Annotated in this window: 20 protein-coding genes; 12 read left to right on the top strand and 8 right to left on the bottom strand. The window is 64.8% G+C overall.

The window, feature by feature from the left end:
- Nucleotide 1: 1 nt before the first annotated feature.
- The 7 genes from RS901_RS37860 to RS901_RS37830 are packed head-to-tail and all read right to left on the bottom strand — an operon-like array spanning nucleotide 2 to nucleotide 7280.
- Entirely contained in the window at nucleotides 2-1267 is a 1266-nt protein-coding gene (locus RS901_RS37860; RefSeq protein WP_316157712.1) for a TraI domain-containing protein, read from the bottom strand.
- A gap of 11 nt (nucleotides 1268-1278) precedes the next feature.
- On the bottom strand, nucleotides 1279-2280 hold the full coding sequence (locus tag RS901_RS37855) for a type IV secretion system protein (RefSeq protein WP_316157711.1): 1002 nt from the start codon (nucleotides 2278-2280) through the stop codon (nucleotides 1279-1281).
- Between the two features lies 1 nt (nucleotide 2281).
- The gene (locus RS901_RS37850) at nucleotides 2282-3046 is read right to left on the bottom strand and encodes a conjugal transfer protein TrbJ (RefSeq protein WP_316157710.1); all 765 of its coding nucleotides are present in this window, start codon (nucleotides 3044-3046) and stop codon (nucleotides 2282-2284) included.
- Between the two features lie 45 nt (nucleotides 3047-3091).
- Nucleotides 3092-5536 carry a conjugal transfer protein gene (locus RS901_RS37845; protein ID WP_316157709.1) on the bottom strand — a complete coding sequence of 815 codons (2445 nt, stop codon included), beginning with the start codon at nucleotides 5534-5536 and terminating at the stop codon, nucleotides 3092-3094.
- Nucleotides 5530-5859, bottom strand: a complete 330-nt coding sequence (locus tag RS901_RS37840) for a conjugal transfer protein (protein ID WP_316157708.1) — start codon at nucleotides 5857-5859, stop codon at nucleotides 5530-5532. The genes RS901_RS37845 and RS901_RS37840 overlap by 7 nt, the downstream gene beginning before the upstream one ends.
- Before the next feature lie 2 nt (nucleotides 5860-5861).
- Nucleotides 5862-6185 carry a TrbC/VirB2 family protein gene (locus RS901_RS37835; RefSeq protein WP_316157854.1) on the bottom strand — a complete coding sequence of 108 codons (324 nt, stop codon included), beginning with the start codon at nucleotides 6183-6185 and terminating at the stop codon, nucleotides 5862-5864.
- A 45-nt stretch (nucleotides 6186-6230) separates the two neighbouring features.
- Entirely contained in the window at nucleotides 6231-7280 is a 1050-nt protein-coding gene (locus RS901_RS37830; protein WP_316157707.1) for a CpaF family protein, read from the bottom strand.
- Between the two features lie 539 nt (nucleotides 7281-7819).
- Here RS901_RS37830 and RS901_RS37825 point away from each other — a divergent pair.
- The 9 genes from RS901_RS37825 to RS901_RS37785 all read left to right on the top strand — a co-directional run bounded on the left by RS901_RS37825 (nucleotide 7820) and on the right by RS901_RS37785 (nucleotide 17069).
- The gene (locus RS901_RS37825; RefSeq protein ID WP_316157706.1) at nucleotides 7820-8524 is read left to right on the top strand and encodes a type IV secretion system protein; all 705 of its coding nucleotides are present in this window, start codon (nucleotides 7820-7822) and stop codon (nucleotides 8522-8524) included.
- A 76-nt stretch (nucleotides 8525-8600) separates the two neighbouring features.
- Nucleotides 8601-9431: a TrbG/VirB9 family P-type conjugative transfer protein gene (locus tag RS901_RS37820; RefSeq protein ID WP_316157853.1), complete on the top strand. Its 831-nt coding sequence runs from the start codon at nucleotides 8601-8603 to the stop codon at nucleotides 9429-9431.
- Nucleotides 9432-9457: 26 nt separating this feature from the next.
- Nucleotides 9458-10690, top strand: a complete 1233-nt coding sequence (locus tag RS901_RS37815) for a TrbI/VirB10 family protein (RefSeq protein ID WP_316157705.1) — start codon at nucleotides 9458-9460, stop codon at nucleotides 10688-10690.
- Between the two features lie 43 nt (nucleotides 10691-10733).
- On the top strand, nucleotides 10734-11501 hold the full coding sequence (locus RS901_RS37810; protein WP_316157852.1) for a transglycosylase SLT domain-containing protein: 768 nt from the start codon (nucleotides 10734-10736) through the stop codon (nucleotides 11499-11501).
- On the top strand, nucleotides 11498-12802 hold the full coding sequence (locus tag RS901_RS37805; protein WP_316157704.1) for a pilus assembly protein PilL: 1305 nt from the start codon (nucleotides 11498-11500) through the stop codon (nucleotides 12800-12802). The genes RS901_RS37810 and RS901_RS37805 overlap by 4 nt, the downstream gene beginning before the upstream one ends.
- Complete coding sequence (locus tag RS901_RS37800) at nucleotides 12799-13248, top strand: lytic transglycosylase domain-containing protein (protein WP_316157703.1); 450 nt, start codon at nucleotides 12799-12801, stop codon at nucleotides 13246-13248. Before RS901_RS37805 ends, RS901_RS37800 begins: the two co-directional genes overlap by 4 nt.
- Before the next feature lie 34 nt (nucleotides 13249-13282).
- Nucleotides 13283-13909, top strand: coding sequence for a toxin co-regulated pilus biosynthesis Q family protein (locus tag RS901_RS37795; RefSeq protein ID WP_316157702.1), 627 nt, complete (start codon nucleotides 13283-13285; stop codon nucleotides 13907-13909).
- Between the two features lie 11 nt (nucleotides 13910-13920).
- Entirely contained in the window at nucleotides 13921-15729 is a 1809-nt protein-coding gene (locus tag RS901_RS37790; RefSeq protein WP_316157701.1) for a protein PilN, read from the top strand.
- Entirely contained in the window at nucleotides 15726-17069 is a 1344-nt protein-coding gene (locus RS901_RS37785) for an ATPase (RefSeq protein ID WP_316157700.1), read from the top strand. The genes RS901_RS37790 and RS901_RS37785 overlap by 4 nt, the downstream gene beginning before the upstream one ends.
- 30 nt (nucleotides 17070-17099) lie before the next feature.
- Here the strand turns inward: RS901_RS37785 and RS901_RS37780 are convergent, their stop codons facing one another.
- Nucleotides 17100-18329 carry an ISAzo13 family transposase gene (locus RS901_RS37780; protein WP_316149395.1) on the bottom strand — a complete coding sequence of 410 codons (1230 nt, stop codon included), beginning with the start codon at nucleotides 18327-18329 and terminating at the stop codon, nucleotides 17100-17102.
- A gap of 67 nt (nucleotides 18330-18396) precedes the next feature.
- Between RS901_RS37780 and RS901_RS37775 the strand changes: the two genes are divergently transcribed.
- From RS901_RS37775 to RS901_RS37765, 3 genes are read left to right on the top strand one after another with little or no spacing between them, the layout of a single operon-like run.
- Nucleotides 18397-19080 (top strand): hypothetical protein, encoded by a 684-nt coding sequence (locus RS901_RS37775; protein ID WP_316157699.1) that lies wholly within the window; start codon nucleotides 18397-18399, stop codon nucleotides 19078-19080.
- Between the two features lie 8 nt (nucleotides 19081-19088).
- Nucleotides 19089-20933 (top strand): ATPase, T2SS/T4P/T4SS family, encoded by a 1845-nt coding sequence (locus RS901_RS37770; protein ID WP_316157698.1) that lies wholly within the window; start codon nucleotides 19089-19091, stop codon nucleotides 20931-20933.
- Entirely contained in the window at nucleotides 20930-22150 is a 1221-nt protein-coding gene (locus RS901_RS37765) for a pilus assembly protein TadE (RefSeq protein ID WP_316157697.1), read from the top strand. Before RS901_RS37770 ends, RS901_RS37765 begins: the two co-directional genes overlap by 4 nt.
- Nucleotides 22151-22184 lie beyond the last annotated feature (34 nt).

Below are 22184 nucleotides of genomic sequence, written 5' to 3'. Positions count from 1 at the left end.
TTCAGGCCGGGGTGTTCGGGCGGGGCAGGATCAGCGTGCCGATACGCTCCGCCAGGATCAGGTCGGTGCCCTGCATGGCGTACAGGAGCGAGAGCTTGCGCAGGTTCTCGATCAGCGTGTCGCTGGCGATGCCATAGTTGCCAAGCATCTTCTTGGGCAGCACGAGCCCCTTCTCGGCCCACACCACCTTGATCTTGCCGGCGGTGACGTCCTGGGCAAGCGCGCGGAAGAACTCGCTCATCATGCGCGAGCCGCCCAGCAGCGCCATGAATGGATCCGGCGCGTCGCGGCGTGCCCGGCCAATGGCGGCGGCATCGATGGCCGCGGGTGCGGGGGTAGCCGGCGCCGATGGCGCCGCGGTCTCCGCATGAGTGGCGAGAGCCGTGGCCACCACAGGTTCGGCGGGGGCGACGGGGGCCTGGAAAAGCGCCGCTGCACCTGCGGCCGCGCTGGGTGTCGGTGCGACCGGCTCAGGCTTCGGTGCGGCAGGGCTGCGCGTGCCGCCGGCCGCCGGCGCGCCTGGGTTCGCCTCCGCAGCAAGCTGTTCGGCCGAGGGCGGCACGGTGGTATCCGGGGCGAACACCGCGCGCCGCGCCTTTTGCTCGTAGTCGCGGGCCGCGGCGACCGCCTGCCGCACGATCTTGTGCAACTGCGCCTCGAAGCCTGTGGGCATCGGGGCCGGGTTGATCGCACCGAACAACTCCGACAACACCGGGCCGTCCAGCCACGACAGCGATTCGGTGCCAAGGATCGAGCGCGCCAACAGGGCGCTGCGCATGCGCTCCACTGGCAGCGGCGCCTCCAGCCGGATCACGCGGTAGGCATTACCCGCGAGCCAGGTGTGAAAGGCGCCGTGCGCGGCCGGCAGCCACTGCTCGCCCGTATCCTCCCGCACGAAGTGGAAGTGCCGGCAGGGTTCGTCGAGCCAGGAACAGCACGCGGCCAGAAACAGCGCATACAGATACTGGGGCTCCAAGCGCCGGCGACGCTCCGACGGCTGGTCCGCGGCGAATTTCTGTCCACCAGAGAGGCGCATTGCAAAATAGGCCACTTCGACTGTTGCGCGGAACGCGCCACCCGGCTCAGCGTGCTGTTCTGGCTGTAGCGGCATGGTGGAGAACCAGCTTGCACAGGCGCGCAACACGACTAGCCATTTCGCATCAAAGTCAGCAGGGTTGGCCTCGTTGGCATACTGGCGAATCAGAGCAATGCGCTGCGCGTGGGACGCCAGCAGAGTGGACGCATCTTGCGGAACGTGCTTATTCATCTTCACTTCCCTCACTTTCCGAGCTTCCATGCACCCTTTGCCAGTCCCATTGCTGCGCCGCCAGAGACGCCGCCACCGGTACCGAAGAGCGAGCCGGCAAGCTTTGGAATCTCAAACGAGATCAACAGGACCAGGACCGACAGTGAGGTCGCTTTCCATCCCGCGGCAGCCGTGCTGGTACCAATGTCGGCGACCTTCTGGATGGTTTCGCCTGTTGAGGCCGCGACCAGATTCGCGATGATCGCAGCGGTAACCACATACATCGAAGCGGTGAGCATGAAGTCGAGCCACGCCCAGAAGTACTTTCGCGTGTACTCCGAGAATCCAAGGGAGACGGCGATCAGGCCGATCGCAAGCCCAACAGCGGCCTGGAGCTGACCGATCATCACGAAGTAGGTGTAAACGATGGACGCAGCGGCGGTCAGAGCAAAGGCGATGAGCAACCCGAGGCAGGAGAAGATTACGTCGAGCTTGTCGTACCAGGCGGCTACCCGAAACGCCTTGAAGAAGGAATCGAGGAACTTGCCGGCGGTGTACGCAAGCAACGAGCCGGTGTCGTAGTTCCCTCCACTCATGCTGCGCGCAAGCTGATCGAACCACTTGAAGATTCCAGTGCCGAAGCTATCGAAGCTGAGGTACATCGCGGCGAAGATGCCAAGAACCGTGAGCGATTCAATGAACTCCACCCACGCGCCAACGGGATTGCGATGCGCTGTGAATCGAAAGCCGGCGATCACCAGGGTGAGGACGGTGAGGGCCCATGCGAATTTACCGGCTTCAGGAGCCGTGGTTCGGCTAATGGCGATCCCGCTGTCGAGAAGCCCATCACGCAGTGCAAGCAACTCCCTGACCGTCGAAGACAGAGCCTCTCCCGTTGAACCGGCAGCCGGCGTTAGGGTTGAAGCAATGTTCGAAGACTCGTCGCTCGGTTGTGCCGTCGCTGGCCCAGAAACCAGGGAAAGTGCGACAAGAATGGCGCACAGCAGAAGCCGCAGGGGCGCGAGGTATGCCATCTCACTTCCCCGACAGGGTGCCGCGGTTGAAGACCTGTTGGCGCAGCTTCTGAAGCTCGTCCGCCTGCTGTCGAGCCAGTTGTTCGGCCGCCGCCGTCTTCTCGGCAGTATCCGCGTTCACCTTCTGGTCCTTCACCGCGTCCGCCTGGGTCTTCGCACCGATCAGTTGCAAGAGGTCGGCGTTCTGCCCGGCCATTACGTCCAGCATCTGGTTGGTGAGCTGGGCGGTGGCCTGCGCCGTTTGGTTCATGTTCAGGTCCTCCTGCAGATCGCGGCGGCGTTGAGCGAGCTTCTCGTTATTTTTGGTCACGTCCTGGCCTAGCCCGAATAGCCGCTTGGCAGTCTTGTCGCCGGTTTCGAGCAAGGTACGCTGGTCGCGGAACCACTGGTCAGGTGTCTTGCTCGATGACGCCACCAGGCCTTGGACGTTTGAGAGAAAGTCGGCGTTACTGGCGAGGCTACCGTACAGCTCCCGCATCACCTGTCCGTAGCGCTGGTGCTTTTGGATGTCCTCTTGGATGCCCATCGCCTGCGTGGTCATGGCGACGGAATCCAGCCCCACCGCCTGCTGGAGCTGATTGAGCATCATCTTGTTCTGGTAGACGATGTTCGTGTTCTCGTAGATCTCGGTCTTGAGCGCCTGGGCGGCGGTCATGGTGTTTTTGATGAAGTTGGCCGCGTCGAATACTGGCCAGCCGCCGGCGTGGGCCAGCGAGGAGGCGGTCAACGCTGCCGAAGCCAGCACGCCTGCAAGCACATTGTTCATGGGAAGGTTTCTGAGTGTGAGATGGGGAATTCGGGACGCCATGGACTAGCCGCGCGTCAGCACTTCGCGCACGTAGCGGTCTTGCCAGTCCGGTAGTCCGGACGCGTGATGGCGGTCGAGCACTTCCTGCGCATAGCCGTCGGAGCGCAGCATCGCGACCATTTCCTTGCCGAACGCCGTCTGCAGCATTCGGCTCTGAGTCTTGGTGGTCCAGTAGTAGTCGCGGTTGGGCACCGCCTCGGCAATCATCTTCACCTGGTCGAGCGTGAGGCCGAACACATCGCAGTACAGCTCCTTGCTCGTGATGGCTTGGTTGTTGGGCAGGTAGATGACGTTGGCGATGTTGTCCTTGAGGATTTCGAAGTCCGCCACCCGGGCAACCTGCTGGAGTGACTGCGTCGCCATCCAGATCGCGCCGTTGAGCTTTCGGATCGTGACGATCCACGTTTCCAATCGGGCATAGAAGCGTGGGTTGGTAAAGAAGAGGCCCGCCTCCTCCACCTCGATGATGGTGTAGCGGATTCCCATGGACTGGCTAATGCGGTAGAACGCATAGTCCATGAAGAGGGCGGCAGCGCGCGGGAAATTGGTGAACAGGTCGCCCATCTCGATCGACAGGTCGTCGCTCACCTCGAAGGCGTCCTCGACGTGGTCGAAGAAGTGCCCGTACTGCCCGCCCTTCACCCAGATTTGCAGGCGCTCACGCAGCGTGGCGTGGAGCTGCGTGCAGAGGTTGGACAGCGTCCACCGCTCGCGCGGAAAGCGCGCGAGGATCTGCACGGCCTGAAAGAGGTCAGTACGCTGCTGCGGCGTGCAACGGAAGTCATCGTCCTCGATCGCTAGCACCAACCAGTCCGTGACGTACGCGAAGTTGGCGGCATCCGTGAGCAAGGACAGCGGATTGGTCTGCGTGGCCGCCTGGAAGCGTCCCGTGACGTCGACAAACTTGCCGCCGGCGAGCAGCGTAGGGATTCGTGTCGAGCGGTCCTTGTCGAAGCGGATGCGGCGCGCCCGCTGGCGGCCCGCCTGCGTGACAAGGAAGTTGAGCATGACCGACTTACCGGCCCCAATGGGGCCGAGCACTAGCAGGTGGCCATTGCCACCCGGCTGGTGCATGTCGACCCGCTGTGCCGTCCGGTGGCGGGTCGGCAGGTACGTGAGCGGTGGCGTCTCGACGCCAGACAGGTTGGTGAGCCAGTTGTTGCGGGTAGGCCCGGGGCGCACTGAGCGCAATGGAGCAATGTCAGACACGGCCGGCGTCTCGACGAACTGGAGCCGGCGCTGCTTGTCCCAACGGCCGGGCAGGGTGCTGTTCCAGGCCGGCAGCAGGTTGGCCTTCTCCCGGATCGGGCCGAAACCCGCGTTGGTGATGGCACCCACCACCTCGCTCACGGCATCCTCGCATTCGGCTTCGGTGTCGCCGTAGACGATCACCGAAATATTGACGAAGCCGTGCTGCTGCCCCTCGGCGGTCAGGCGGCGCAGCGCGTCGCCCGCTTCGGCGGCCAGCTGCTCGCGGCCCTCATCGTTCTGCGCTTCCTCCTTCGCCGCCATCTGCTTGACGATCGACCAGAGGTTGAAGCTCGCCATCTTGTAGAAGCGGCGGATCTTCTCGATGTAATCGGTGGCCTTGTGGGTATCAAGGAACCGATAGAGGATGCAGATGTCCAGTTCCGCGTCGATCTGCGTGAGCACGTCGAGCGCGGCTTCCTGGAAACCCATCCATTCCTTGACGGCCACCACGGCGGCGAAGCGTTTGCCGTGCGCTGATTCGAAGAACAGCTTGTCGGCGCCGCTGGTCACTTCCGACTCGGTCAGATGTGTATCCAGCAGCGTGACGGGAAAGCGGACGCGGCGTGGTGGCACGGTCGGATTGGCCGTCTGGTGCAGCGCTGCCAGGCTGTCCTGCATCGACAGGCGGGTGAGGCCGAGCTTGGTCACGCCGCCCGTGAAGGCGTCCAGCATCGACTCGAAGCGCTTGGCGTCAGCCTCGGTGCGCTGCAAGTCGAAGGCGAAGGCATTGCGGGCCAGCAACACGTCCTTGGCGGTTTCGAAGGCGGCGATGGCAAAGTTCTTGCCGCCGACCGTCATGTGATAGGCCATGCGCTCGAACACCTTGTCGATGCCGTTCTCCGGCGTGTAGGCAAGCGCGAGCGAATGTGAGTTGTGGAAATACTTGCCGCTGGACATGTGCTCTCGATTGAGCGCATCGAGCCGGGCGTCGGACGCGGCGGGAAACGTGCCGCCGATGTAGTCGCGAGTGCGCCGGTGGCGTAATCGCCACCATGCCGTCACGCGGCTGTCGAAGCTGCGGCAGGCCTGATCGAGCTGGTCACGGGCGGCCGACACGTCCAGCGTGTTGCGACTGTCCGCGTCGATGCCATCGAAGTCAAACGTCGCCAGCAGCGAGCCATCCTTGTTCAGCACGAGGTCGGGGGTGACGAGCGTCATCCACGGTGCGATTTCTTGCATGGGGCGGCGTTTCAGCATGGCAGATCGCTATCAAAGCCGTAGGGGCGGCGAAAGCGCGGGCTGAACTTGCCGTGCCACGGGGCCGACTCGTAGACGTCGCCGTAGTGGTTGTAGACATTCAGCACGAGGTTCCACCATGGGTCACTGGTGGTGAGCCAGCGCAGGAACAAGTGGACACACAGGCCAAGCACGAAGAAGCCGGCCACCGTCCAGAAGCCGCCCGTGTAGGTGGCATAGCAGAGGAGGGCGGTGATGGTTCCGTTGGCGATCGCGAGCCCGCGCACAGCGCCACCGAGCATGCGCGGCAGGGAAAGCGAGCGGCTGACGGCGTGCTGGCGCATGATCAGCAGTACTGGGTCAGGCCAAGGTTCTTGGCGATCGGAATGGCGGCTGCCGCGAGGCCGATGCCGACGATGGCCGTCATGACGACCTTCACGATGGTCGACTCAGAGTTGGCGATACCAATTGCGCCCAGAATGATGACCACCACGCCGATCACGAAAATGATGGGGCCGCTCACCAGTGCCTGGATCGAGCAGATCATATTGGTCAGGCCGCTGAAGATCCCGAGGTCGGCTGCCATGGCGCTCTGCGCGCACAGCATCAGTGCCGCGCCCATTACCAGGGCTGTGTGTTGGGAACGGGTCAAGATAGTGTTGGACGGCATCCACGGTTGCGGATTGGAGCGAAGCATGGTGTGGTGAACTCCCAGTTAGAAAACGCGATTGACGACGTAGTCGTTGTTCTTGAAGCCCCGGATCTCCAGGATTTCCGAGACGTGCCGCATCTCGCCAGTGCGGCGCAAGTGCAGGACGTAGTGGAAACATTCGGCGATGAGCTTGCGCATGTCGTCCAGCTCCCAGCGGGAGCCGGCGGGGACGCCGAGCATCGCCAGACTCTCCAGCCGTGACAGGGCGGAGCGGGCGTTGTTGGCGTGCAGCGATGCCATGCCGCCATCGTGGCCGGTGTTGAGCGCCTGCAGCAGGTCGTACGCCTCGCCGCCACGCACTTCGCCAACGAGAATCCGGTCGGGGCGAAAGCGCAGTGATAGGGCGACCAGTTGCTGGGTGGTCACGCGGGTGTCGGCGTTCGACAACAGGCGTACCTTGTTGGGCACCGTCATCTTCAGTTCCATCGTGTCTTCGATGGACAGCACGCGCTCGCTGTGGGGGATCTCGGCCACCAGCGCGTTGAGGAGGGTGGTCTTGCCCGAGGACGTGCCGCCGGCGACCAGGATGTTCTTGCGCTGCACGACCAATTGGTTGAGCGCTGCCTTGAGCGCTTCATCCTCTACCAGGCCATCGAAGATCGGCTTGTGGTCAGCGGTACTACGGGCCACGCGCGCAGAGAAGGCGCCCATCTCGACGTAGTCGGAAAGAGAGAGGTTCTGCTCGCGGTGGCGGCGGATGCTGAGTGCGTTGCCGTCGATGGCGGTAGGCTGCATCACGGCGGCTATCCGCATGCCTTGGTAGCCGGCATTGATGATGCCCTGGTCCGTGCCGCGCACGGCGGACTTCTGTACCGAGGCGGCGAGCGCCCGCACAGCGCCTTCGATCATGGCCGGATCGAGTCGAATATCGAGCCGGCGTAGTTCGCCATGGCGTTCGATCCAGATACTTTCGGCATGGTTGATCATCACCTCGGCAATGTCCGAAGCCTCGACGTAAGCCTTGATGGGGCCAAGCGCTTCGAAGAACATCGCGACCGCGCTCGCTTCGAGCTGGTCGAATTGCAGGGTGGGGTGGGCGGCAGGAGCAGACATGCCGCTATTGTTCTCGTTCGACGTGTGCGCGGACGGCCGAAAGCTATGCGATTTTCGTGAGCTTTCTACGGGGTGGCATCGTGACCTCGCATCGATTCGCGACCATGAACCTCAAGGCCGGACAGTCCGACCTCATGTGAACTGGCCGGGTGAAGTGGAATATGCGGGCGCACGCGTGGCCCAGTCCAACCGGTTGGACTGGGATTCTGGGAAAGACGATACGAAAGTGTGAGCTTTCTCAGGATCGACCGGTGGTCAAAGCGGAATTTTCCTGGCCCAAGGCGCTGCGTCACCACGCAGGACAGCTTCCGAGCATGCGCGTGCAGGGCGGCGGTCGAAGGACCGGCTTCGTGGCTCGTTATGGTTGAGTGGCACCTCAGACTCGCGACACTTCGTGCCGAAACGCACTTGCCATTTTTGCCACGGTCGCACTCCCAATAACGTGGGCTTCGCGGAAAGCTGTCAATAATCGTATAGCTTTCGCATCTTAACTTGGCCTGATTCACTGGTTCAATTAGCGGCATCCAAACGGGTGCCGTATGCCACTGTTCTCACGCCGCAATTCCAAGAAGGTCCTCTCGCCAGCACCCGGCATGTATGCGGGTGAGGACGTCACGCAGTTCCTGTTCGACCGCACGGCGCGCGTGCTGGTCGAGCGCAATCACTGGAAGCTGGCAACGCTCGTCGCCGCGTTGGTGGCCGTAGCGGCTGTCATGACGCGCCAGCCGCCCGATCCAGTCGTGCGCGTGGTGGGTGTGTCGGCCGACGCCAATGGCAAGCCGGTGGCGCGAGAGCTGGAGGCCTACCAGCCCAAGGCGTTGGAAATCCAGGTTGCCTTCAAAGACGTGGTGATGCGCATGTTCACCATCGAGCCGGTGCTCACCACCGAGATCGAAGACTCGCGCATTTTCCAGAACATCAACAGCGTCAAGAAGCAGATGGTGGGCGCGGCCCGCAAGCAGTTCGAAGACTGGCTGTCGGAGGACGCGCCGTTCCGAGCCATCGCGCAAAGCCCGTCGCTGGTACGCGAAGTGCAGGTCACCAACATCGCCCTGCTGCCGGACAACACGGTTGCGGTGGAGTTCGTCACCTCCACCCGAGACGAGGGGGCGAAGCCGCGCAAGCAGCGCTACGCCATGACCTTCCGCTATCAGATCGATCCCCCGAAGAGCGACGCGGTACTGACCGCCAACCCATTTGGCATCTACCCCGTGTTCTTCAGCATCCAGAAGTCTGCCGCCTGAGTCGGCTACCTATGCCATGTCCCAATCCCTGCGTTCCCGTTTCTCCGTCGTTGGCCTGACTGCGGCCATGTGCCTGATGCTGTCGGCGGGCCCCGGCTTCTCGGCCGACAAGGCCTCGCGCAAGGCGCCCCCGCCCCTGCCCGCGCTCGGGATTGGCGATATGGCTGACGCCATGAACCCGATGAACCCGTTCAACGGCGGGGTCGAGCCCGTCGCCTTGCCCGGCGACTCGCGCCTGGTGGTGTTCCCCTACAGCGCCGATCAGATCTTTCGCGTGCTGACAGCGCCGCTGAAGGTGACCACCATCGAGTTTGCGCCCGACGAACAGATTGTGGGCGATCCGGCGTGGGGCGAGAACATCCGCTGGAGCTTCGAGACGGATGGTGCGAACCATCTGTATGTGAAGCCGAGCGGCCCGGGGCTGGTCAACACGCTGTCAGTCAATACCAACAAGCGCAGCTACGAGTTCACGCTGGTGTCCTCGCCGCTGGGCGGGATCTTCTACCAGAAGGTGCGCTTCCGCGTGCAAGAGCCGTTCGGCGCGAAGGCAAAGGCGCGGGCGGAGCATGGCCCAGGCGCGGCCGAGCGGGAGCTGGCAACGTCGGCGCCGGATACCGTTGCAGTCTCTCCGGACAAACTGAACTTTGACTACCGGGTGGACGGTAGCGCCGGGTTCAAGCCGGAGACGGTGTTCGATGACGGCACCGCCATCTGGATGCGCATTCCCCGGGGCGCGGACTGGCCGGTCGCGCTGTACAAGGACGGCAGCGACTACGTGGTGGCGAACTTCATCCGCCGGGGCGAGTTTCTCGTGATGCAGCGACTGGCCGACGAGATCGCGCTGCGCTCGGGCGACACCGAAGTCAGGGTGCTACGTGGCAAGCGCCGCTTTCTCGGTCTGTTCTGAGTGAGGCGCACATTGTGAAGCAGTCTGTGACTGACGTATCCGACGCCAAGGAGCGCCTGATCAGCGGCAAGGTGCCGCGCAATATCGTCACCACGCTTGGCGTGGTGGCGGCGGTGCTGGTGGGCACGCTTGGGTATTTCTACCAGAGCAACATGGAGTCGGATCTGGCCAAGCAGGCCGAGGAGAAGAAGGCCAAGAAGCTGCAGGAGCGCACCAGCACGCCCGACAACGGCGGGCTGGATCAGCTCATTCGGCAGCAGCAGGATGAGGCGCGCAAACAGGCGGCGCAGCAGGCGGCCGAGGCGACCAGGCCGGAGCCGGCCAAGGCGCCGGTGATGACCGCGAAGGATTTCGTGCAACCCGCGACAGCCGGGGCGCCCACCGCTGAGCTGAAGCAGGCGAACGACATGGATACCGTCATGACTTCACCGATCTTCAAGTCGGACGGCAAGGCCATGCGGCGCGACGTCAAGCGCCAGCCGGATCTCTCCGGCGTGGTCGATCCGGCGCAGATGCGCGCCCGGCAGCTGGCCGCAGTGGGAGGCATGAACGGGCCGGGTGGCGCTGGCGGCGCTGCGGGCATGCCCGGCGTGGCTGGGTCCGAGGGCGGCAACACATCGAGCGACACGCAATTCCTGCGCGGTGCGGCGGCCACGAGCTTTACCCGTACCGGGTTCGCCGGCAAGCTCGCCCCGTGTACGGTGAGCCAGGGTTTCGTGATTCCCGCCACCTTCGTCGGTGGCCTCAATTCTGACAAGCCGGGCGAGTTCCGTGCGACCGTTACCAACGACGTGTACGACACGGTGAATGGCACCTGCAAGGCGATCCCGGCCGGCGCCACGCTGGTTGGCACGTACAGCAGCGACATTGCCATTGGGCAGGAGCGCATCCTCGCGGCCTTCGTGCGCATGCAGTTGCCCAACGGCAAGTGGGTACCACTGTTGGGCATGGGTGGCGCCGACCCCAATGGTTACGCCGGCATCAGCGGCGACGTCAACAACCATTTCTTCAAGATCTTTGCTGGCGCGTTGATCATCGGCGTGCTGGAGCAGCGCTTTAACGACACCGCCACGGCCACGACGGTCGGTCCAAATGGCCTGACCACCTATGGCAATACGGCGGGGCAGGTCGCTGCGCAAACCGCGCAGACGATCCTGAACCGCAATCAGAACATCCGTCCGACCATCACCACCAAGCCCGGCCAGAAGCTACTGGTACAGGTCAAGCACGACATCGTGCTGGAGCCCTATCGTGACTAGGCGGGGGACTAAGCATGCTGTCGCAATCTTGCTGGCACTCGCCATGGGCGGCGCGGGCGCGCAGACCATCGAAGCGATGGTGAGTCCCACGGCGCTGGTCGTGCGTGACGCGGCGGGTGCACGCGTTGTCACGCTGCCGGGAATGCCGGTGCTCTTCTGCGGTCTGGACCCGTTCCTCGGCTGGTCCGCGCGGTGGATTGGCGCGACGCTGCGCATGGGAGCAGGCCACGCCCCTGTCGTGCTGGGGCAAGGGCAAGCCGTGCCGCTCGTCGCGCTGCTGGCACGCGACGGCTGGCTGCGCCCGGAGCGCCTGGACGATGGCGCACAGGTGGCTCTAGTCGAGCGTCGTGGTGGCTGGGCCTGCGCGCCCAAGACCGAAGCCTTCGCGCAGATGAGCGAAAAGGTAGATCCCCGCATCCTGATGGGCATCGCCATGAACGAATCGGCCTATCGCGGCCGTCCGTGGCCGTGGACGCTCAACGTCGCCGGCCGCGGCATGTTCTTCGCCACCCGCGAGGATGCGCACGCGGCGATCGAACAGCTCCTGGCCGCCAAGCGCTGCGACTTCGACGTCGGGATCATGCAGATCAACTGGTGTTACCACGGCAAGCGCTTCGCGTCGGCGTGGGATGCCCTGAGCCCCGCGACCAATATCCGCGCCGCCGAAGCGATTCTCACGGACAACCTGCAACGCAGCGGCTCACCGATGAAGGCGGTGGCCTGGTACCACAGCGCCGATCCGGCGCGCGGCGGGCCGTACTTTGCCCGATTCATGACCCACTTCCAGCGACTGAAGGCCCCTCAACCATGATGAAGCCGCTTCTGATCTCCGTGCTGGCCCTGGCGGCGAGCGGCGCTGCCGTCGCGGCGGATACCGACCCGCTCGATTTTGACTATCAGGTAGTGGCACGCGCCGGCGAGCGCCCAGCGCTGATTTTCAACGACGGCCAGTCTACCTATATCCAGCCGCGTGCCGGGCAGCTCGTGTCGGCCGACGGCGCACAGCAGAACGGTCCATACTGGGTCATCGATGGGGTGCCGGACGTGGTGCGCTACAGCGTGAACGGCCAGAGTGTCGTCGCCCGCTGGAAGCGCGCCAACGGCTTCACCAGTGAGCCGGCCAACCCGGTGGGCGATCTGCCGGGGAGTCTCGCCGGCTTCTCGGGGCGCATCGCCCTGATCGGCCAGCATCGTGATCTTGCGCTGGTGCGCGCCGGGCGGTCGGCAATGCCGCTCGCCGCGATGGTGAAGTCGCTCGCGCCGGCCGGCTGGTCGGGCTCGGCACAGAAGGACATCGCGCTCACCGCAGACGTGTCGCTGCAAAGTGCCGCCGGTGAGAACTGGCTGCAGGCGCTTGGACGCGTCCTTGAGCTACGCAACCTATACGCCGAAGTGGACTTCGAGCGTCGGCACGTGGCCCTGCGCGCCACCGCGCCGAAGGCCTTTGCGGTGGATAGCCGTCGACGCGCCGATGCCCCGGTCGCCTCGTTGCTGGCCGCCGCGCCCGCACCGGTGGCCGCCGAAGTGGTGCCGAAGTCCGTCCTGGCATCGGCTACCGCTTCGCCCGCCACATCCCCCGCCGCGGCGCCAGCGCCGACCGCTGGCATTGCCGCCGAGCCGTCGACGCTCGCCACTGCCTTCGACGCCAATGCGATCCGCGACACCAAGGCGGGCCGCATCGAGATTCGCTTCGACCAGAAGCCAGGCGAGCTGCTGTTCCAGGATGCGGAGGGCAAACGACTCTCCACTGAGTGGCGCGACGAGGACAAGACGCTGTCGCTGGCCACCGTCGACCGCTTCACCGTGCGCGGCGACGGCAAGGCCGTGGAAGTGGCCCGTGTGCCGGGCATTCACTACCTCTTTGCGCAACAGAACGAGGCGGGTCTCTCGCGTGTGTTCGAGAAGGACGGTGCGACGTACTTGAGCTTCGACAAGTCGATGGGCAGCATTTCAGTCTTCAATGAAAGCCGGCGCGGCAGTGGCGAGCACAAGGATCGCTACTACAAGTTCAACGGCATTTCGGCGCATCTGACGGTAGTGGCCGATGGCAACGTGGTGCAGGTCGATCGTGTGCCGGAAGTGCGCTTCTATGAACGGGCGGTGACGCAATGATCCGTCGCCTTGCCGCTGGCGTCGCCGCCTTCACGCTGTGCGCGGCCGCCTCGGCGTTCGTGAGCGGCAAAGCCCGCGCTGATTGCCTGGACGACGCCGCGGCCTACCACCAACTCAGCCCCGTGCTGCTGCGCGCCATCGCCCGGCATGAGTCGGGGATGCGCGCCGACCAGGTCAACCGAAACACAAACGGCACTGAGGACATCGGCCTCATGCAGATCAACTCGGTGCATTTGCCGCGCTTGGCCCGCTATGGCATCACGCGCGCCAAGCTCTTCGAGCCGTGTGTGAGCGCCTATGTGGGCGCGTGGATCCTGCGCGAGTGTCTTGACCGCGTGGGCGCGACCTGGGCTGGCGTGGGTTGCTACAACGCCGGTGCCCCCGACAAGCGGATCCGGTACGCGAACCGCATCTATCAGAGCCTGCTCAGCACGCAGCCCAAGTAACGACAAGCATCCCGATTCCAGAAGGTACGACACCATGTTCCAGCCTCTTTCTCCTGCCCGGTTGAGCCGGACCCTCGTCGCGGCGAGCGCGCTGTCCCTGTGTGCCGTGGCGCATGCCGCTGTCCCTGCCAGCACGTCCGCCAGCGCGTCGCCGTTTGGCGTCGATGCCACCGGCCATTTCGAGCCGACCGCGCCGCTGGCAGGCGCCGGCTGGCAGCTGCTCGCCGCCAATGCCAAGCGTGTCAAGGCTGCCACGGCAGCGCCGGCTACGGTGATCGCGACGCCGGCCACGGACATTGCGGCCGCGTCTGTCTCGTCCACGCCGGCGTCCATCGCCGCCCCGCCCGCGGCCCCGATGCCGGCCACCACCGCCGCGCTGCCCACCGCGCCAAGCACGTGGGTGGTGTCGCCGGTCGACGGTAATTTCCGTCAGCTGGTCGAGACTTGGGCGTCGCGCGCCGGCTGGAGCGCCGCGCCGTGGGAGTTGGAAAGGGACGTGCCGATCGTTGGGAGTGACGTGTTCGATGGGGACTTCAAGGCCGCCGTGCGCCGCGTGCTGTCCTCCACCGAGATGACGGACTACATCATCAAGCCGTGCTTTTACTCCAACAACGTCGTTCGGGTCGTGAAGCTGACCACCAAGTGCGACCTCAGCCAGTGAGCCGATATCCCATGAAAATGAACCGACTCTTTCGCCCGACCGCCGGCGCGGTGCTGGTGTGCTCGACTCTGGCCGGTTGCGTGTCACCGCAGCTACAGCGGGACATACGCCAGGCCGGCGCCGACGCACGCGCAGAACAGATGGCCCGTACAGAGAGCCTGTATGCGCAGATGCGCCGCGATCGCACCGCCGTCGAAGCCGAGCAGGAAGTCGCGAAGCCGTATCTGGTGGGCAAGCCCGTGCCGACTGCGCGCAACGTGACCCTGCCGCTCGCGCTGCGCAACAACGTCGATACCTGGGTCATGTTCCCCGAGCGCGTGATGCCGCTGGCCGTCGCTGCGCAGCGCATCACGATGGCGACTGGTATTCCGGTCAAGATCGAGTCCGACGTGTATCTGCCTGCCAATCTGCTGATGCCGCGCAGCCTGATGACGCAGGCGGGGGGCCAGTTGCGCAGCCAGGGCCAGAACGGCCCCGCCAGCGCCAATCCGCTTACTACGACGGGCCTGGGCCCAGCGCCCGCCACGAATGGCCCGCTGCCGGGGGCGCTGCTTGCCGGCGGCGCCAGCCCAGCTGCCGCCAGTCAGGCCACTCCGCTGATCGAGACGGCGCTCAACGTCGAGTTCAAGAACAGCGAGAAGATGCCGCTGGCGAACATGCTCGACCTGATCGCGACGCGCCTGGGGATCAACTGGGAGTACAACGCCTCCAAGGGCGTGATTCACTTCTACCGGCTCACCACCAAGATGTGGCAGTTGCCGATGAAGGCGGGTACCAGTTCCTTCACCACCGAGTTCAAGCAGAGCGCGCAGGGCAGCGGTAACGCCAACGTGGGCGGCGGCGGGCAGGCTACGCAGATCGATGCAGCCGTAAAGTCTGAGGCCAAGGAGCTGGACGACATGGACGGCATCCGCAAGAGCATCGAGCCTGCACTGACCATGGTCGGCCGCGCCGAGCTCAACCCGGCCACCGGCATCCTGACCCTCAAGGACACCAAGGAAGCGGTCGAGGCGGCCGACGAGATCGTGCGCAAGCAAATTGCCATCTACTCGCGCATGGTGTACGTGAAGTTCCAGACCATCGACTTCACGGTTACTGACAATGGTGAAGCCGGCGCGGACTGGAACGCGGTGCTTACCAAGGCGCTGGAGCACATTCCGAGCTTCACGTTCACGGCGCTCTCGCCCGCATCGCTTGTGTCGTCCAACGCCGGCAGCTTTGGCCTGGGGATCACGTCGGGCGGGTGGAATGGCACGCAGGCGATCGTCAACGCGCTCAAGCAGTACGGCACGGTCACGACCTCCGTCACGATCCCGATGGCGCTGCGCAATCGCCACGGCGCTCAATACAACAACCGCAGGCAGTTCACCTATGTGTCGTCGACGACGCCAGCCTCGACGACGGTTGGTGGCACCGGTGGCATTCCCGGCATTACCACCTCGACCGGCACCGTTGGTTTCAAGCTCACCCTGTTCCCAGACGCGAACACTCGCGACGACGTGAACCTCACGCTCGCCTTTGACCAGTCGGCGCTGGATGGTCCGATCGAGACCTTTACCTCTGGCTCGGGCAACAATCAGCAGTCTGTGCAGGTGCCGAAGATTGTGGCGAAGGGGATCCCAGCGCAGGACCTGATCGTACGTAACGGCCAGACCGTGATCGTGACGGCATTTGATCAGACCGATTCGCAGTTTTCCCACCGTACCCTGGGCGAGTACCTGCCGACCATCCTCGGCGGGTCGCTCACGGCCAGCAAGTCGCGCACCTTCACGCTGGTGCTGGCGACCGTGATGGTGCAGGACCAGGGCGAGGCGCAATGATTCTCGACATCCACGGCAAGAAGCTCGTCTTCGGCATGCAGTGGCGCACGCTGACGGGCAGCGATGCCCCCTCGGCTCTTGCGGCGGACATTGCGCGCGAGGTGAGGGCGACGCGGATCTGGCACGACGACCAGGCGCTGCACATGGGTTATCTGGATAGGGCCGACGCGCAGGCGAAGATCAAGGACAAGCTGTACTCGGGTGCGTCGTCCATCGCCCGCGTGCCGGAACTGGTGCCCAATGCGCTCTTCGTGTTCCGGCTGGAAGCGCCCGGACAGGCGCCGGTGTATCTCGTCTGCGGCATCGTGAAGGGGCGCCCGCGCGTTGGCTTTGACCAGGTGGTGCGCGACGAGAAGACGCTCGCCCAGCTGGCGTCGGACTTCCCGGCCAAGTGCGACGGCGAGTTCAAGTTGGTGGGCAACGCGCCCGAGTTGTTGCCGTTGCTGCCGCCCGAGCGCCACGTCACGCACGTGCCGTACACGCTGGACATGCTGGTGGCACATGCCGGGCCGGCCGCGCTGCTCAAGAAGCCCCGCACCACGAGCCAACGCAAGCGGGTCCTGACGCTGGCGGTGCTGGCGGCTGCGGCGGCGGTGGGCTGGCCGTATGGCAAAGCCGAGTACGACGCTTACCAACGCCGTCTGCATCCGCCGCCGCCACAGAAGACACCGGCTGAGCGCTATGCGGACGATCTGACCGCGCGTGCCGCCGGGCCGGTGGCGCTTGCCGGCGTCGCGCTGCCCGCCTGGGTGCAGTGGTTCGCCAACGATGTGCCGCTGCAGGTCGGGGGCTGGTCGCTCGCCAGCATCAACTGTGCCGATGTGGTGATGCCCAAGGCCAACTGCGCCCTGACCTTTGAGATTCGGCAGGGCGCGAAAGGCCTGACCAACCAGACCTTTGTGGTGGCGCTGCCGGATGCCTTCGGGCCGCCGGTCTTTCAGGCCAACGACACCAGGGCGGTAGTGAGTGCGCAGGTGGCGGTGGGTGAGGCGCGCAATCTCGGTGCGGTGCTGGAACAGCCGACCAAGGCGATGGCGCTGCGGGTGGGCTTCGGCTCCCAGTTGCAGACGCTGCGCCCGGTGGCCACCAAGGCGGAGCTGAAGAATCTGTCGATCTTTGGCACGGTGCCCCCCGAAGGACCGGCGTCGCTCCTTCACCCAGTGCTGTCGGCCCCGTGGGAAATCTCCGGTCCGCTGCGCAATGTGACCGAGTTCGCGGCTTTCCCGCCTAACGTCACAGTCAAGGCGATCGACCTCGTGGTGAATCTGGACGCTGCGCCGGATCTCAAGCAATCGAAATTCATGTTGACGGTCAAGGGCGATGCGTTCGCCCGCGACTGATAAGGATCCTAGCAAAAATAACTTGAACAATTACGTCTTGCGACGAGATGTTCGAGGTTTGATGCGGTAGTTCCACTCGCCATGAAATTCGTCGCGCTCAATGGCCACGGCAGCGAGTTCGGCGTCGCTGACCTTGATACCTGCGTCGTACATGTTCTCGTCCAGTTCCGCACGCACTTTCAGCCCTTCAGCGGTACTCACGCTGCCGATGAGGTTCACTACCACCTGACGCGTCAACAGCGGTCGGCCGCGCCAGTTGTTCGTGATATGGCAGAACAGGCGATGCTCGATCTTGTTCCACTTGCTCGTACCCGGCGGAAAGTGGCACACCTGCACAGCGAAACCGAGTTCGTCGGCCAGTCGCTGCAACTGCACCCGCCACAGCCGCACACGATACCCGTTGCTGCCACCGCAGTCGGCGGTGACCAGCAGTCGCCTGGCTTTCGGATACAACGGACGGCCCATCTCCAGCCACCAGCGACGGATGCTTTGAACCGCGAACTCGGCGGTGTCGTGGTTGATGCCCACGCTGACCCAGCCCTCGTTGGCCGTCACATCATAGACGCCATACGGGGCAACCTTGCCCAGTTCATCGTCGATGAAATCGTGCACACGCGCCTGCTCGGGTTGGCCCTTGGGCTGCCATTCGCGGCCAGCGTTCTTGAAATCGCCGATCAGCTCCTTCTTTTTCGTGTCCACCGAGATGACCGGCTGACGCTGGCGCTGATACTGCGCCACCTTGTCGGCGATGTAGTGGAACTGCGCGTCGCGGTCGGGGTGCTGCGCGCCTTCGCGTGTCTTGCGCACCGATTGCAAGCTGTAGCCCGTCTGCGTCAGCAGATCGCAGATCGTGCGCTGACTCACGCGATGCCCCAGCCGGTTGAGCTCTTCGGCCAGACGGGTGGTGCTCTTGCACGTCCATCGTAGTGCTGACATCGGGTCACCCCGGCTGGTCGGCTCCACCAGTGCATCCAGGTGCTCCAACAACCTCGCATCGAGCTCAGTTAGCCTCTTGCGCCCGCCTCCCGGGGCACGAATGCGCTTGGCCGTCATGTCCCGCGTCGCTCCACCGGCCGCTTCGAGTTCGGCCAGTCCCGCATAGATCGTGGTGCGCGAGATGCCTATCGCTTTGGCCACCAGACTCACGCCCCCACGCCCCAGGCTGCGCGCTTCGGCGGCGGCCCATAGGCGCAACGTCGCCTCATCAAGGCGCGCCTGCAGGGCCCGAAACTTCGCTTCGACTGCCTCGCTGATATCCATGTGCGCATCGTATAGACGCGAGGACAACTGTTCAAGTTATTTTTGCTAGGGTCCTAAGGACCCTCCCATGCGTGCAACCCCGTTCCCGATCCGCGCCGCCGCTGTCGCCGCACTCGCCTTGCTGGTGGCTGGCCCGGCACTGGCCGACGATGACAAGTCGCTCACCCAGAAGCTGATCGATGCCGACGCCAAAGTGGCGCTGCAAAAGCTCCAGCAGGAACTGGACAAGAATGCGCCGCCCGCCGCGGTGTCGGCCGCTCCGGCTGGCGCGGCGGTCAAGTCCGCGGTCGAGCGCGCCCCGCAGACCATCGCCCTCTATGGCGTGGACGGGCGTGGAGCGGGCGGTGCGATGACCCTGCGCAGCTACGTGCGCTGGGGCGACCAGGTATACCCGGCCAAGGTTGGCGCCAAGTGGCGTGGCTATACGGTGTTGGCCATCACCGAAAGCGGTACCACACTCGCGCGCGGCAAGGCTCGTGTATTTGCGCCGGTTGTGCAGGAGGATGCGGCGGTGCTGGTGGATATGCCGCAGCGGGGCGGCGCCGGGGCTGCTCGCTCCAGCCCGCTGCCGACCCCGGGCGCAGCTTCGGCGCAAAGCACGCCGCCGTTCTTCCCGTTGCCGTCGATGGGCCCGGTGCCGGGCGCCGCCCCGGTGCCCATGCCGCTGCCCAGCCTGCCGCCTTCCCCGCTTTCGCCAATGGGTGCGCCGACGGCTTCTGCATCGCCTTCAGCCACGATGGCGCAACGCTGAGCGCGGCCATGGGACTCTTCAGCAAACGCGAGAAAGCCGACGGCTTCTCCAGCGGCGGCTCCGGTGTCACGGTCCTGACAGGCGGCGCGGCAGCCTTCGTGCCGGGGACGCCCGGCGCACCGGGTGGACGGACTGCGCCAACGCTGGTGCCGCGGGCGAGCGAGGTCTGCGCCGCCGAGATCGCGACGGTCGACGACCTGCCGGAGTTCGTGCGCACGCTATATGACGAGCTCGACATGGCGCCGTCGCTGCGCCACGTCATCTGCCCCGTGCTCGTCGAGGCCGCGGCCAGCGCCGAGGGCCGGGGTCGGTTCGCCCTGATCCTCACGCTGGACATGGCGAACTCGGACGTGACCGAGGAGATCCTGCGCCAGTTGCGCCTTCGCTTCGACCCGGCAACGCCTGTGATGCACCTGGCCGCGGCACAGGTGATGGTCGCGCTCTCGCGCGGCAGTGTCGAGCCGACTGGTGGCGGCGACAGGCTGGACGTCGGCGCGGGTCGCCGCCCGGCTAGCGCGCTTTGGCAGAACTTCGATGCGGTCGGCCGCTTCGCGCTGCGCGAGGGGGCGTCTGATTTGCACTGGGAGGTCGAAGACCAGGGCGGCTATTCGCAGGTGCGCCTGGCCATCGACGGCTATCTGGTCACGCCGCCCGAATTCCGCATGGAGACGGGGATGATGCTGGATACGCTCTCCCACGTCTGGCAGAAGGGCAAGGGCGGCTCGCAGGGCGTCTTCAGCCGGGTGCTGCCGCAGCAAACCAGCATCCGGGCCAAGATCGACGGCCAGCCGGTGGTGTTTCGCTGGGCCTCGATGCAGAGCGCGACCGGCCACGTGACGGTCATGCGGATGCACCGGGAGGAGGTGGCGACGAAGCGCGTCGACTTCGTGCACGACCTGGGCTACTTCGAGCAACAGGCACAGTTGCTGGATCGCAACACGATGCAACTGGGCGGCGGCACCGTGCTGGTTGGCGTCGTCGGCTCGGGCAAGACCACCACCGCGCACGCGATCATGCAGCGCCTGCCGGCGTGGATGAACAAGATGGCGATCGAGGATCCGGTGGAGCTGCTGGCCGAAGGCACGCATCACTTCTCTGTGTCGCGCACGCTGGACGGGGCCAACCGCGACGAGGATCCGTTCATTGCCGCCAAGCGCCAAATCAAGCGGATGAACCCGCATTTCGTGATGGTCGGCGAGTTGCGCGACCAAGAATCGGCGGGGCTATTCCGCGACGTGGCCGGCGCCGGCCTGCGGGCCCTGACCACCGTGCACGCACCCAGCGCGCTCACGGCGCCAGACCGGCTCTCGGACGGCGAATTGCGCATCCCGCGCAGCGTGCTGGCCACGCCCGGCTTCGTGAACCTCTACGTCTACCAGGCGCTGCTGCCCAAGACCTGCACCTGCGGACTGTGCGGCGCGGACATGAAGCGCGTGCTTGGCGCCGACAAGCTCAGGCAAATCGAGCGGCTCTTCCGGTTCGACGTGGAAGGCATCCGGCTGCGTAACCCGCAAGGCTGCGACCTGTGCCGCCGACCCAACCTGCCGGATCTGAACGGGGCACGCGGTCGCACGGTGGTGGCCGAGATGTTCGAGCCCGACGAGCTGGATCTGAGCTATATGCGCGACGCCAAGAACATCGAGTTGGCCGCCTACCAGCGCAGCAAACGCAAGTTGGGCTTCGACGCGCCCGACAGCACCGGCAAGACCGTGTTCGAGGTCGCCATGTACAAGGTGTTCGCCGGCATCGTCGATCCGCGCGAGGCAGAGAAGCTCACGTCGCTGGACGCCTACGAGGCCCGGCGCCAGCGTGAGCTGGCGCGTGCTACCAACGCAAAGGGAATTCACGCATGATGCAGAACTTGATCAAACGCTTCGTCGGCGTGTTCTCGCGCAAGGTCGGCACGCCCGTCCTGCACGCCGGCGACCGCGTGTTTGCCGACAAGCTCTTTTGGGCCAAGTACCGGTTCCGCGGGATGCGGGCCACGTATTACTACGACCTCGCCAAGCGCATCCAGCACATGCCTGGCGAGCCAATCGCGAATCATTTTGCCAAGGACGCGGCACGCCGCGCCAGCGAGCCATTGGGAATCCTGGCCGCGCACTGGCTCTCACGCTCCGAGGGCATCGACGGTCAGATGCAGCGCTCGCGCCTGACCGAGATCTTCCGTGGCACGGTGCCGGATGAGGACATCCCGATCCTGGCCGTGGCCGAAGACGGCGGCGACATTCGTGAAGGCCTGGAAACGCTGGCACGCAACCTGACCGCACTTGGCGAGGCGCGGGCGGGGATCGCACTGACCCTCGCGGGCGTCGTGATGACATTGGTCATCCTGCACGCGTATCTGGCGGCCATGGCCTTCCTCGTTGGGCCCAAGGTCGATGAGTCGTTCCGCAGCATGCTGGACGTGAGCCAATACGGGCCGATCGGCAAGACCTTCCACAACACCACGACCTTCCTGCGGCACTGGGGCTGGCTGGTCGTCCTCCTCGAAGTCGGAGCTTGCGTGTGGGTGTTGCGGGCGCTCAAGAGCTATGTCGGCCGCCATCGCGCTTGGCTGGATCGGAAAGTGTTGGTGTTCGACTTCTTCCGTCGCTTCCAAAGTGCCCAGTTCCTGGCGGGGCTCTCGGCCGTCACGAAGCGCTTCGGGGGTGACCTGCGCAGCCTGTCGGACGGCCTCACGCTGATGCGTGCCAACGCCTACCCGTACCTGTCGCACCACATCGAGCGCATGGAGTTAAACCTCGAATACAACCCCAACGAGGGCGGCAAGGTATTCGACACGGGCCTCTTTGACCGCGACACGAGCTACCGGATTCAGGACATCGCAGAGTACGAGAGCGACCTCTCCAAGATGCTGCATACGGTCGCCGATGACCTGCTGGTGACGACGCCCAAGCTGATGCTACAGCGCGCCGCGCAGTTCAATCGTCGCGCGACGATCGTACTCATCATCCTGATCACCGGCCTGGCCTTCATGCCTGCCTTCATGGCTCAGGAAATGAAGGTGCGCACGCAACTGGCTGGCATGGCCGGCAAGCGGCAGGCGGCACCGTCTACGCAACCCTGACGTCCATTCCACCCAGCCCTGACAACCCCTTATT

This window comes from Cupriavidus sp. BIC8F (genome assembly GCF_032465815.1).
Classification (GTDB): Bacteria; Pseudomonadota; Gammaproteobacteria; order Burkholderiales; family Burkholderiaceae; genus Cupriavidus; species Cupriavidus necator.
This window is presented reverse-complemented; position numbering and strand designations above follow the sequence as displayed.

Excerpts from the sequence above, each read along its gene's own strand:
- RS901_RS37860 (WP_316157712.1), bottom strand. The coding sequence starts at position 1,267 with ATGAATAAGCACGTTCCGCAAGATGCGTCCACTCTGCTGGCGTCCCAC.
- RS901_RS37855 (WP_316157711.1), bottom strand. The coding sequence starts at position 2,280 with ATGGCATACCTCGCGCCCCTGCGGCTTCTGCTGTGCGCCATTCTTGTC.
- RS901_RS37850 (WP_316157710.1), bottom strand. The coding sequence starts at position 3,046 with ATGAACAATGTGCTTGCAGGCGTGCTGGCTTCGGCAGCGTTGACCGCC.
- RS901_RS37845 (WP_316157709.1), bottom strand. The coding sequence starts at position 5,536 with ATGCTGAAACGCCGCCCCATGCAAGAAATCGCACCGTGGATGACGCTC.
- RS901_RS37840 (WP_316157708.1), bottom strand. The coding sequence starts at position 5,859 with ATGCGCCAGCACGCCGTCAGCCGCTCGCTTTCCCTGCCGCGCATGCTC.
- RS901_RS37835 (WP_316157854.1), bottom strand. The coding sequence starts at position 6,185 with ATGCCGTCCAACACTATCTTGACCCGTTCCCAACACACAGCCCTGGTA.
- RS901_RS37830 (WP_316157707.1), bottom strand. The coding sequence starts at position 7,280 with ATGTCTGCTCCTGCCGCCCACCCCACCCTGCAATTCGACCAGCTCGAA.
- RS901_RS37825 (WP_316157706.1), top strand. The coding sequence starts at position 7,820 with ATGCCACTGTTCTCACGCCGCAATTCCAAGAAGGTCCTCTCGCCAGCA.
- RS901_RS37820 (WP_316157853.1), top strand. The coding sequence starts at position 8,601 with ATGCTGTCGGCGGGCCCCGGCTTCTCGGCCGACAAGGCCTCGCGCAAG.
- RS901_RS37810 (WP_316157852.1), top strand. The coding sequence starts at position 10,734 with ATGGGCGGCGCGGGCGCGCAGACCATCGAAGCGATGGTGAGTCCCACG.
- RS901_RS37805 (WP_316157704.1), top strand. The coding sequence starts at position 11,498 with ATGATGAAGCCGCTTCTGATCTCCGTGCTGGCCCTGGCGGCGAGCGGC.
- RS901_RS37800 (WP_316157703.1), top strand. The coding sequence starts at position 12,799 with ATGATCCGTCGCCTTGCCGCTGGCGTCGCCGCCTTCACGCTGTGCGCG.
- RS901_RS37795 (WP_316157702.1), top strand. The coding sequence starts at position 13,283 with ATGTTCCAGCCTCTTTCTCCTGCCCGGTTGAGCCGGACCCTCGTCGCG.
- RS901_RS37790 (WP_316157701.1), top strand. The coding sequence starts at position 13,921 with ATGAAAATGAACCGACTCTTTCGCCCGACCGCCGGCGCGGTGCTGGTG.
- RS901_RS37785 (WP_316157700.1), top strand. The coding sequence starts at position 15,726 with ATGATTCTCGACATCCACGGCAAGAAGCTCGTCTTCGGCATGCAGTGG.
- RS901_RS37780 (WP_316149395.1), bottom strand. The coding sequence starts at position 18,329 with ATGGATATCAGCGAGGCAGTCGAAGCGAAGTTTCGGGCCCTGCAGGCG.
- RS901_RS37775 (WP_316157699.1), top strand. The coding sequence starts at position 18,397 with ATGCGTGCAACCCCGTTCCCGATCCGCGCCGCCGCTGTCGCCGCACTC.
- RS901_RS37770 (WP_316157698.1), top strand. The coding sequence starts at position 19,089 with ATGGGACTCTTCAGCAAACGCGAGAAAGCCGACGGCTTCTCCAGCGGC.
- RS901_RS37765 (WP_316157697.1), top strand. The coding sequence starts at position 20,930 with ATGATGCAGAACTTGATCAAACGCTTCGTCGGCGTGTTCTCGCGCAAG.